General features: G+C 63.1%; 9 protein-coding genes. 6 read left to right on the top strand and 3 right to left on the bottom strand.

Annotation, left to right across the window (positions count from 1 at the left end; genetic code table 11):
• Position 1 precedes the first annotated feature (1 nt).
• Entirely contained in the window at positions 2-376 is a 375-nt protein-coding gene (locus MK313_RS00220) for a response regulator transcription factor (RefSeq protein WP_008945210.1), read from the bottom strand.
• A 186-nt stretch (positions 377-562) separates the two neighbouring features.
• Entirely contained in the window at positions 563-2,014 is a 1,452-nt protein-coding gene (locus MK313_RS00215) for an XRE family transcriptional regulator (RefSeq protein ID WP_287779293.1), read from the bottom strand.
• 187 nt (positions 2,015-2,201) lie between these two features.
• Between MK313_RS00215 and MK313_RS00210 the strand changes: the two genes are divergently transcribed.
• From MK313_RS00210 to MK313_RS00190, 5 genes are all read left to right on the top strand, one after another.
• Complete coding sequence (locus MK313_RS00210; RefSeq protein ID WP_008945212.1) at positions 2,202-3,542, top strand: substrate-binding protein; 1,341 nt, start codon at positions 2,202-2,204, stop codon at positions 3,540-3,542.
• Positions 3,543-3,628: 86 nt separating this feature from the next.
• Positions 3,629-4,651, top strand: coding sequence for a branched-chain amino acid ABC transporter permease (locus tag MK313_RS00205; RefSeq protein ID WP_287779290.1), 1,023 nt, complete (start codon positions 3,629-3,631; stop codon positions 4,649-4,651).
• A gap of 1 nt (position 4,652) precedes the next feature.
• Positions 4,653-5,792, top strand: coding sequence for a branched-chain amino acid ABC transporter permease (locus tag MK313_RS00200; protein WP_121219007.1), 1,140 nt, complete (start codon positions 4,653-4,655; stop codon positions 5,790-5,792).
• Between the two features lie 10 nt (positions 5,793-5,802).
• Positions 5,803-6,561 (top strand): ABC transporter ATP-binding protein, encoded by a 759-nt coding sequence (locus MK313_RS00195; RefSeq protein ID WP_008945215.1) that lies wholly within the window; start codon positions 5,803-5,805, stop codon positions 6,559-6,561.
• The gene (locus tag MK313_RS00190; protein ID WP_008945216.1) at positions 6,561-7,307 is read left to right on the top strand and encodes an ABC transporter ATP-binding protein; all 747 of its coding nucleotides are present in this window, start codon (positions 6,561-6,563) and stop codon (positions 7,305-7,307) included. The genes MK313_RS00195 and MK313_RS00190 overlap by 1 nt, the downstream gene beginning before the upstream one ends.
• A 38-nt stretch (positions 7,308-7,345) precedes the next feature.
• Here MK313_RS00190 and MK313_RS00185 read toward each other — a convergent pair whose 3' ends face one another.
• Positions 7,346-8,512, bottom strand: coding sequence for a hypothetical protein (locus MK313_RS00185; RefSeq protein ID WP_287779285.1), 1,167 nt, complete (start codon positions 8,510-8,512; stop codon positions 7,346-7,348).
• Between the two features lie 429 nt (positions 8,513-8,941).
• Here MK313_RS00185 and MK313_RS00180 point away from each other — a divergent pair, with 429 nt between their 5' ends.
• Positions 8,942-11,767, top strand: a complete 2,826-nt coding sequence (locus tag MK313_RS00180; protein ID WP_287779284.1) for a DUF4347 domain-containing protein — start codon at positions 8,942-8,944, stop codon at positions 11,765-11,767.
• The last annotated feature ends 4 nt before the right edge of the window (positions 11,768-11,771 follow it).

The following is an 11,771-nucleotide window of genomic DNA, read 5'->3' as shown; positions in this document are numbered from 1 at the left end:
TTCAGCCCTTGCCGGTGACCTGTCGCATGCAGGCGATGATCTCGGCGTTCGAGAAGGGCTTGGTGATGAATTCGGTCGCCCCGGCCTCGCTGGCGGTCTGGCGGTCGCGGCTCTGGCCCTTGGCCGTCAGGACAATGACAGGCAGGCCGGACAGGGTGCGGTCGGCGCGGACTTCCCGCAGTACATCGAATCCGCTCATTCCCGGCATCATGACATCGAGGATCATGGCCGAGAATTTCGCACGACGCAGCCGCTCCAGCGCCTCCAGCCCATTCTCCGCTATGGAGACGTCGAAATCCGCATGTCTGAGAATGTAGCTGAGCGATTCGACAATGTTCGGCTCATCCTCGACGATCAGTATTCTGGTTCTCCCCAATGTTTCGTCCTCCCCTGCGGTCCGCTTCTTCAACCTTGTTGACCGCCTGTTTGGCAGCCATGGTTCTTATGCTGGGACCACTGATGCCATAATCGGGCCTGCATGGCGGTCAAACAAGCCTTTTGGCTAAGCCCGTGTTCCGGCGCGCAATACCGCCTCTTGCCATCGCTTTTGCTACGCGGCGGCTCAGGCGATCAGCGGCGGTTCCTGTCGCTGCCGGCACGCCTCACGGACGCACAGCCGGCATGTCGTGCCAACGGGCACTGTTGCCGCCCGCCTTTCGATGCCGTCGGCGGCGGCCACGCGGGCCGCGTCATCGCCATCACAGGCCAGCATGATCGACATCAGATGCCGCGCCCCGCCGGTCATTGCCGGCTGCTTCTCGACGGCGCGGGCGAAGAAAAGGAAATCATCGCCTGACGCCAGGGCGCCGAAGGCGCGCGCCGTCATGCCGGGCGTCTGGAACGCGGTATAGATCACCCAGAGCGGACAGGCATTGCCGTAGCGGGGCAGCGGGAGACGGGGCAGGGGCAGACGCTTGCTGATATAGCCTGACGGGTCGGCCCGCATGAAGGCGAAGCGCACCCCTTCCCGGCCGGGACGGCGTAGCGTGGTCATCCGGTGTGCCGCCTGTTCGTAGGAAACGCCGAACAGTCTGGCCAGCCTGTTGGGATCATAGCGATGCCGTTCCGCGGCGGCATGGAACGGCCCGTACGGCATCAGCACTGCCGCAGCGGTGTAGGCGAACAGCGCATTGGCGGCCAGCCGGAAGGCCTCGCCATCCTGCTCGAACCCCTCATGGCGCGACAGGATCGCGGCAACCTCGCCGGCCGCGCCCAGCCGCGCCTGCGCGCGCAGCTGCTCGAAGGGCGATGGCCGCTCCTCATTGTCTGCCGCATCGAATGAAGGCGGGGCGTGCAGCAGCGTTTCGTGCTCCCCGGCGGCGCGGACAGCGTCGGCATAGGCTTCCAGTTCAGGGAAATAATTCTGCGACGCCACGATCAGCGCATCGACCTTCTCGGTCGGGGTGGCGGCGCGCACACGGGTCTGCGCACTGTCGAAGAAGGCGGCAAGGGCCATGGCCGTTTGCGAGAGCCGTGCGCTGTCGCCGGCGACAATCTCCAGGAAGCGGCGGCTGTCGGTCGATTCGAGTGTGTCGCTGGCCTGCACGATCTCCGCCGCCGAGCGAATCGAGGTCACATGGGTCAGCATCTGGTGGACGCTGTCACGCAGGAACGGGTCATGTTCAAGCCGGTCGGCAAGGGCGAGAACAGCGGCGTCACGATCCTGGTAAGAACGATAGAGGCGCAGGAGCAGCGCTGCCCAGCCAGGATGATGGCCGACAAATTCCTCGGCTGACGCAAGTTCGGGCAGCTTCTCGCTGGCCGCCAGCTCCGCCGAGACCTCGCGTACCTCATCCGCAAGGCGCCGTTCCGCCTCGCCGTCGAGTTGCGCGCGATCGACGGCCAGCTCGGCAGCGATCCGGTCGAGCAACAGCGTCGATGCCGGGCGGCGATTGCGCTCGATCAGATTGAGGTAGGACGGTGATATGCCGGCGCGCTGGGCCAGAATGTTCTGGGACAGCCCCGCCTGCATGCGCAGGGTCCTGATCTTCAGCCCGACGAGTTTCGCTGCCATCCTTTACCCCCTGGTTTGTAAATTAATGACAAATTTCTTATGATGACAATAAAATAATTTACAAAAAAACTGTGATTTACCAATGACTTATTGAATAAGTTACAATCCCGCGTAATGATGTCGCAGGGTCAAAGAACCCGTCGACCGACCGGCGAGCAGCCGGCAACGCGAACTGGGAGGAAAAAAGATGCCAATCGAGAAGATCAACCGACGCTTATTCCTGCAACGCACCAGCCTTGTCGGTGCCGGCCTTGCGATGCCCATGATTCTGTCGGGTGCCGCGCGTGCGCAGAGCTTCTGCAACAGCCCGACCGGCTCCAAGGTGGTGTTCGGCTTCAACTGTCCGCAGACCGGCCCCTATGCCGAAGAGGGCAAGGACCAGCTGAAGGCCTACCAGCTTGCCGTGAAGCATATTAACGGCGAGGGTGACGGCGGCATGCTGAACACCTTCAAGGGCACCGCGCTAAAGGGCAACGGCGTCCTGGGCAAGAAGGTCGAATACGTCACCGGCGACACGCAGACCAAGAGTGACGCGGCGCGTGCCTCGGCAACCCGCATGATCGAGCGCGACGGCGCCATCATGATCTCCGGCGGTTCCTCGTCGGGCGTTGCCGTTGCGGTGCAGTCGCTGTGCCAGGACATGGGCATCATCTTCATGTCCGGCCTGACGCATTCCAACGACACCACCGGCAAGGACAAGAAGAAGAACGGCTTCCGGCACTTCTTCAACGCCTACATGTCGGGTGTGGCCATCGCGCCAGTGCTTGGCGAGGCCTATGGCAAGGACCGCCGCGCCTATCACCTCACCGCCGACTACACCTGGGGCTGGACCCAGGAAGAATCGATCAAGAACGCGACAGAGGGTCTTGGCTGGGAGACGGTGCAGACCGTTCGCACGCCGGTCGGTGCTGCCGACTTCTCGCAGTACATCACGCCGGTCCTGAACTCCGGCGCCGATGTGCTGATCCTCAATCACTATGGCAACGACATGGTGAACTCGCTGCGCCAGGCGGTTCAGTTCGGGCTGCGCGACAAGCAGGTCAACGGCAAGAATTTCGAGATTGTCGTGCCGCTGTTCTCCGAGCTGATGGCGCAGGGCGCCGGCGATGCCATCAAGGGCATCTACGGCACCGCCAACTGGGACTGGAAGCTGCAGAACGAAGGCACCAAGGCGTTCACGAAATCCTTCGGCGAAGCCTATGGAACCCCGCCGTCGCAGGCCGCGCAGACCGGTTATGTGCAGGCCCTGCTCTATGCCGATGCCTGCGAGCGCGCCGGAACCTTCAATCCGGAAGGCGTCGTCAAGGCGCTGGAGGATTTCGAGTTCGACGGTCTCGGCAACGGGCCGACGCTCTATCGCGGCTCCGACCATCAGTGCTTCAAGCCGGTGCTGGTCGTGCAGGGTAAGGAGAACCCGAAGGACAAGTACGATCTGCTGCAGGTCGTGAAAGAGGTCCCGACCAAGACTGTCACCTATGACCCATCGATCTTTGGCGGAGAATTGGGCCCGGTCAGCACTAAGTGCTGATCGGCTGACCCTGGCGGCCGGCCTCCGGGGGGGCCGGTCGCCGTCTCGCTTGAGGCATCGTTTCTCTACCGGAGCGGATGGGGCTCATGGACCAAATTTTTTTGCAATTGCTCAACGGACTCGACAAGGGTGCGGCCTATGCGCTGATCGCGCTTGGCCTGACGCTCGTCTTCGGCACGCTCGGCATCGTCAATTTCGCGCATGGCGCGCTGTTCATGATCGGCGCCTTCTGTGCCGTCGTCTTCAGCCGTCTGCTCAAGCTCGAGACCGTGACCGTCGATCCCGACCGGCTGACCCCGTGGGGGTCGCCGATGGAGGTGCGCACGCCGCTTGTCCAGGCATGGCTCGGTGATTTCGGCGCCATCCTGGTGCAATGGTCGGTGCCGCTTTCCATCCTGTTTGCCATTCCGGTTATGCTGATTGTCGGCATTACCATGGAGCGCGGGCTCATCCGCCACTTTTACAAGCGCGCCCATGCGGACCAGATCCTGGTCACCTTCGGGCTGGCGATTGTCCTGCAGGAAATCGTGAAGGCGAATTTCGGCGCCAACCCGATACCGACAAGTGCGCCGGCTGCGTTGGCCGGCAGTGTCGATGTTGGCGGATGGATCGGCCTCAGCGGTATCTTCTATCCCTGGTGGCGACTGGTCTATCTGGGCTTCGCGCTTGCCGTCATGGGGATGGTGATCGCGTTCCTGCGCTATACGACCTATGGCATGGTGGTGCGCGCGGGCATGGAAGACCGGCAGACTGTCGGCTTCCTGGGCATCGACATCCAGAAGCGCTTCACGGTCGTGTTCGGCATTGCCGCCGTGGTCGCCGGAATCGCCGGCGTCATGTACACGCCCATTGTCTCGCCCAACTACCATATCGGCATGGACTTCCTGGTCCTGTCCTTCGTGGTGGTCGTCGTTGGCGGCATGGGCTCGGTGAGTGGCGCTGTCCTTGCCGGCTTCCTGCTCGGAGTCCTGCAAAGCTTCGCCTCGATGAACGAGGTCAACAGCATCCTGCCGGGTATCGACCAAGTCATCATATATCTCGTCGCCGTCGTCGTGCTGCTGGTCATGCCGCGCGGCCTGATGGGGCGCAAAGGCGTGATGGAGAACTGACATGAACGCCTTGCGCAACGACCTCGTCTATCTGGTGGTGTTCGCCGCGGCGGTGCTGACCATGCCAATCTGGCTGGCCCCTTTCGGCGCGGCCTACCCGGACCTGATGCAGAAATTCGCGATCTATGGCATCTTCGCCATCGGCTTCAACATCCTGTTCGGCATGACCGGCTACCTGTCGTTCGGACACGCCGCCTTCCTGGGCGTCGGTTCCTATGCGGCCGTGTGGTCGTTCAAGCTGCTGACCATGAACGTCATTCCGGCGCTGGCGCTGGCGATCCTGATCTCCGGCCTGTTTGCCGCCGCCATCGGCTATATCAGCCTGCGGCGGTCCGGCATCTATTTCTCGATCCTGACACTCGCCTTCGCGCAGATGTCGTACAACCTCGCCTATTCGGTGTTCACGCCGATCACCAATGGCGAAACCGGCCTGCAACTCGCCCTCAACGACCCGCGGGTCATCGACCGTGCATTCTTCACCGATGTGCCGGGCATCCCCCGTCCCAACCTGTTCGGGCTCGAACTCGGCGGCCTTGAAGCCTTCTACCTGTGCGCGGTGGTCCTGATCCTGTGTTTCTTCGTGGCGATGCGGATCGACCGGTCGCCATTCGGGATGATGCTGAAGGCCATCAAGTCGAACCAGACCCGGATGGCCTACACCGGCTTCAATACCCGTCCCTACACGCTGGCGGCCTTCGTTATTTCAGGCATCTATGCCGGCATTGCCGGCGGCCTGCTGGCGGTGACGGACCCGCTTGCCGGTGCTGAGCGCATGCAGTGGACCGCGTCGGGAGAGGTCGTGCTGATGACCATCCTCGGCGGTGTCGGCACCCTCGTCGGTCCCGTCATCGGGGCGGCGGTCATCAAATATTTCGAGAACATCTTCTCGGCCTTCCACAAGGCACGGCTGGAAGACATCTTCTCGTTCCTGCCCGATGGGCTGGAGGATTTCGTGGTCTCGATCGTCTCTCCCTTCGTTGGCGAGGGCTGGCACCTGACGCTCGGCCTCATCTTCATGCTGATCGTCATCTTCCTGCCGGGCGGCCTGATGGAGGGCGCGCGCAGGATCAGGGCGCGCATCGGCAAGGGGCGCGGCACGGGAAGCAAGGCGCCCTCGGGCAATCCGGCACCGGCGGAATAGGAGGGACAAGATGACAAATGCGGTGCTGCATGTCGCGGACGTGCATAAAAGCTTCGGTGGTCTGCGGGCGCTGTCAGACATCGATCTGCAGATCGTCGAGGGGACGACCCATGCGATCATCGGCCCCAATGGCGCCGGTAAATCGACGCTGCTGAACGTGTGTATCGGGCGTATCGCGCCCGATACAGGGGCCGTGGTCTTCGATGGGGAGGTCATCACGGGCAAGCGCCCGCACGAGATCAACCAGATGGGAATCGTGCGGGTGTTTCAGACGCCGGAGATATTTCCGGACCTGACGCTGCTCCAGAACGTCATGGTGCCGGCTTTCGCCAAGCGCGACGGCGCGTTCAGGCTCAATGCCTTCCGGGGAACCGATGGCGAGACGGAAATCCGCGAGGAGGCGGAGCACTGGCTCGCCGATGTCGGGCTCGCCGGATACAAGGACACGCAGGCGGCGAGCCTGTCGCGCGGCGACAAGCGCCGGCTGGAGCTGGCCATGGGGCTTGTGCAGCGCCCGCGGCTGCTTCTGCTGGACGAGCCGACGGCCGGCATGTCGCGCCACGATACCAACTCTACCATCGACCTTCTGAAGAAGATCAAGGCGCGCGGCATGACCAAGGTCATCATCGAGCACGACATGCATGTCGTGTTTTCGCTGGCTGACCGCGTCACTGTGCTCGCCCAGGGGCGGATCATCGCCGATGGCACGCCGGAAGAGGTCAGGCGCAGCGCGGTCGTGCAGGAAGCCTATCTGGGAGGTGCGCATTGATGAACGCCGTGACTATGCCAAGGGCTGAGAGCGCAACCGACGCTCCCTTCTTCAGTGTCCGGGATATCCACGCCTATTACGGCGAGAGCTATATCGTCCAGGGTGTCAGCTTCGATATCGCGGAAGGCGATATCGTGGCGCTGCTCGGCCGCAACGGGGCGGGCAAGACATCGACGCTGCGCACGCTGGCGCGGGCACAGGACCCGCAGCTCAAAAGCGGCGAGATCTGGCTTGGCGATCTTGCCGTGCATACGCTGAAGGATTATCAGGCGTCGCAATCCGGCATCCAGTTCGTGCAGGAAGACCGGCGCATCATTCCGGGCCTTACCGTCGAGGAGAATCTTCAGCTCTCGCAGATCGCCGAGCCGAAAGGCTGGCCGCTGGAGAAGATCTATGAATATTTCCCGCGCCTGGCGGAACGGCGCAAGCAGGAGGGGGTAACGCTTTCCGGCGGCGAGCAGCAGATGCTTGCCGTGGCGCGCGCGCTGGCCCGCGATATCCGGCTGCTGTTGCTCGATGAGCCTTATGAAGGGCTGGCGCCGGTCATTGTGCGGGAGATCGAAAAGATCGTCGCCCAGATCAAGGAACTCGGCATCACCACCATCATCGTCGAGCAGAATGCGGTGGCCGCCCTCGAACTCGCCAATCGCGCGCTGATTCTCGATATGGGGCAGATCGTGTTCGACGGAACCGCCAAATCGGTGCTGGAAAGCCCGGAGTTGCGGAACGAATACCTCGCCATCTGAGGCCGGCCCACGATCCGGCTCGGAATTGGTCGGCGCGGTTATATTCCGGCCAGTAGCGGCTGCAGGGCGGCCCAGGCAGTTTCCGGCCGGGCGCCGATGCGCGTCGCGGTTTCCTGCGCGCGGAGGAAAGCCTGACGGTCGGACATCAGCCTCGGCAGGGTTTCGCGCAGGCTTTCATCCCGGGCGTTCTCGCCAATCCGGAAGCAGCCGGGCAGCGTCTCCAGCGCGCGCTTCGCGTTGCAGCTCTGCTCGCGATGGCGGGGCAGCAGCAGCTGCATCCGCCCCAAAGTGGCGCCGTCAGTCAGCGAGCCGATGCCGCCATGGTGGATGAACAGGCTGGCCTGGGCCAGCGCCTCGCGGATCGGCGGCGGCGTCCCGTGCAGCCGGATGCCCGCATCCCGCAACTCCCCCGCCAGCACGTCCGCCCGGCCCGGCGGAATATCGCGCAGGAACAGCGCGCCCGGCATGCGGGTGTCGATCAGCGCCTTCACCACACGCCGCGCCAGCGGCTGGCTGAGGCGCAGATAGCCGAAAAAGCGCGGCGCGTCCGGCCTCGGCAAGGGGGCGTCCGGTTTCTCCCACGGGCCGGCTGCGGGCTGCAGCCGCCAGTCGGCATAGATGTCCAGTTCCGGCGGTATGGAGACCACCCCGCCGATACCATTGATGATCTCCGGCAGGTTCTCCGGCAGGGGTTGCCCGCGTGCCGCCTGTACGGCGTGGGCATTGGCCAGCAGGTCGGCCGGTGGCCAGACATCCGGCACTTTTCCCCCAAGCGGCGGAAAGCCGCCCTCCGGCAGGGCAGGTGGTACGACGAAGCCGTCGCCGATGGGGATCAGCGGAATCCGGCGGAAGGCGGCCAGCGACAGCAGTGGCGCATAATCGGTGATGATCGCGGCAGGCCTGTGCCGCGCCAGGATGGACTCCCACGCAGCAATGCTGGCGGCCAGCCGGTCGCGGTCGGCATAGCCGCAGATGCCCATGACATCGGCATAGCTGGCGGCGCGGAACGGCGGTGTGCCGGTAAAGCAGGATTCGTGCTGCGGCGCCGGGAACAGCTCTATCCCCTCGGCCTCATATGCGCTCCGCAAGGTTTCCGGGTCGCGCGCGGCGACAACCGGGCGCCAGCCTGTCCGGCGCAGCTGCCGGGCGATCCACAGCAGTCGCGCCGCATGGGCGAAACCCTCGCCAACTTCCCAAGTGAGCAAGATGGTACGGCCCCCGCCGGAAGCTTCCGCAACACTCTCAAGGGGATGGGTTGACGGCATGCTCGGTTACCAGAGCCGGAATAAGGGCAGGGCGGAACGAGGCGAGAATAAAGCAGCCTGTCCGGAAAGGAACGTCAAAGCGCGATTCTTGCCCTGTGCTGGCTCTGTGTCGGGCGGGACTGGCCGGCAGGGTAGAGATCATTGTGTAGACTAAAAGATGGAACAGCTAATATTCCATATTAATGGAATTTAAATCAATAATATATATGGTATTCAAGTAGGCTATATATGCATTTCTGTTCAGATTAATCGCTGTTTCTCTTTATATTATCAAATGATCACGTTTCGATTCTCGAAAAAATAAATGAAATTTTAATAATCGCCGGCTAGCTTCATCCAACTTTCAACCTGTCGTTTGGGGATAGAGTGGTGAGCAGCCTGATTTTTGTCGATTCGCGCGTACCGCAGATCGAAACCCTGTTGCGGCACCTGCCGCACGGTGCGCTGGTGTCGCGGATCGGTGCGCAGGAAGACGCGCTGTCCCATATTGCCGCCCGGCTGTCTGGCGCGGCAGACATTACTGATCTTCTGCTGGTCGCGCATGGCGCGCCGGGCACTCTGTATCTGGGTGCAACTCCACTGACGGCGGACCTGCTCGACGCGCGCGCGGATACGCTGGCTACCATCGGTGCCGCGCTGGCGCCGGACGGGCTGATCTCGCTCTATGGCTGCCGCGTCGCGGCAGGTGCCGAAGGTGATGCCCTGCTGGACCGGCTGGAGGCACTGACCGGCCGTACTGTCGCCGCCACGGACAGCCTCGTCGGCCATGCCGATCTCGGCGGCGACTGGACGCTGTTCCGCCGTGATCTCTGCCAGCCCGTCCCGATGCCCTTCGCCGCCGGACTGGCCGGTGAGTTCCGCGCCGTGCTTGCGGATGTCACCCTGACGACGGGTGATGACACGCCCGGCCTGACCAATGGCGACGATACCATTACGGCGGGCCTCACGGGGGCGCTGAGCGCCAGCGATGTCATCGATGGCGAGGGCGGCACCGACACGCTCGTCATTTCGGTTGCGCACAGCGTAACCTTTAACGCCACGACCCTGACCAATGTCGAGAAGGTCACGATCAGCCAAACGAGCGGCACCGTCCAGATTTATACCGATAACGGGACGGTCGCGGCGGGCCAGACCCTGACCGTGGACGGATCGGCCGCTACCGGCGCCATACTTTGGGATGGCAAGCTGGAACTGGATGGTGTCTTCAACATCACGGGCGGGTCGGGTACCGATCGCCTCTATGGCGGTGACGGTAACGACACGATCGATGGTAGTGCAGGCAACGATACGCTGTATGGCCAAGCCGGCAACGACCTGTTCTATGGCGGCGCTGGCAACGACACGGCCTATGGCGGTGACGGCAATGACACGCTGTATGGGGGCGAGAACAACGACTTCCTCTATGGCCTGAACGGCGACGATATTCTTTATGGCGACGCAGGCAATGACGGACTGAGCGGTGGCGACGGCAACGATACGATCTATGGCGGTGACGGCAACGACACCACCATCGGCGGCATCGGCGACGATCTGGAGTATGGCGGCGCCGGCAATGACTGGATGTGGGGTCAGAACGATAACGACACGCTCTATGGCGGTGACGGCAGTGACACGCTGTCGGGCGATGCCGGCAACGATCTGCTGTTTGGTGAGGATGGTAACGATGTCCTCTCGGGGTTCGGCGATAATGATACGCTCTGGGGTGGCGCTGGCGACGATACCCTGCGCGGTGGTGATGGAACCGACGAACAACATGGTGGTGCCGGCAACGATGTCTTCACAGGCACTGCCGCGGAATTTAACGGCGATACCATTGCCGATTTCGCCTTGGGCGACAGCATCATCGTTACCAGCACGGATCTGACCGCGCTGAACGGCAATGCGGCCAGCGGCACCATCGATCTGGGCGGCGGCAACAGCCTGACCCTGACCGGTATTTCCTCGGCCAGCGGCACCTTCAAGGGTGTGCTTGATGGCAGCCAGTCGACGATTACGCTGGTCGCGCCGGTGGCTACCGAGACGCCTGTGAATCCCGTTATCGTCACACCCACGACGCCGACAATTCCCACAACACCGGGAACTGACGGTGCCAGCAACAAGGCGGAGACGATCACCAATACCGGCACCACGCCCGGCGTGGCGGCGCTCGTTCAGAATTCCAACAATAATGGCAATGTGGTGAATGCGACCGTGCCAGGGAACACGAGCGTTGTCTCGGAAGGCCCGACGCAGGCGCAGACCAAGACCGATGCGCTGACCAGCCTCGTGACCTCGATCCAGACCCGTGGCTCCACATCGGAGACCCAGCTTGTCGGCGGGGCGCAGAGTTTCCTGACCAATCTGGCGCAGACCACGACGCTGGACGTGCGGACCATCGTTCCGACGACGACGGATTCCAAGCTGTCCACGGCCATTGTCATTACCGGCTCGACCGGGACCAGCCAGTCTGAAGCCTTCGTCATCGATATGCGCAGCCTGCCCACGGGCTCCTATCTGCGCCTCGACAATATCGAGTTCGCCTCGGTCATGGGGGCGACCACCGTCAATGGCGGCGCCGGCCAGAACTATGTCGTCGCGGACGAGGCCAGCCAGTACATCATGCTGGGTGAGGATGACGACTATATCGACGGCGGTGCCGGCGATGACACGGTCGGGTCCGCCGATGGCAATGACACGCTGCTGGGCGGCGCCGGCAATGACTCGGTGTTCGGCGGTCAGGGCGACGACAGTCTCGACGGTGGTGACGGCTATGACACGCTGGACCTGACCGGCGGCGGCGCGAACATCGCGCAGGGCGGCCTGAATGGCGACACCATCCTGGGTGGTGCCGGCGACGATCAGATGCGTGGCGGCAAGGGCCACGATTCCATCACCGGTGGCGCCGGCGATGACGTGATCTACAGCGGCCAGGGCAATGACACGCTGACCGGCGGCGATGGCGCGGACCTGTTCGTGCTGAAGGGGTTCGATCCGAACTACGGCAACGCCGTGCTGACGCCGACCATCACCGACTTCCAGCAGGGCACCGACCGCCTCGCAGTGGAGAATGCGACGCTGGCCGAGCTTCAGGCGGCGATTGCCAGCCAGACGGTAACGGAGACCGGCGTGGTTATCCAGGTGGCTGGGGCAACCCTCACCTTCCTCGGCATCAGCGCCCTCACCGCGGCCGATATCGACAGCGCCTTCTACGCCTGACCGG

Source organism: Oceanibaculum sp., assembly GCF_022449305.1.
Taxonomy (GTDB): Bacteria; Pseudomonadota; Alphaproteobacteria; order Oceanibaculales; family Oceanibaculaceae; genus Oceanibaculum; species Oceanibaculum indicum.
Note: the sequence above shows the minus strand (reverse complement) of the source record. Positions and strands in the feature narration are given on the sequence as shown.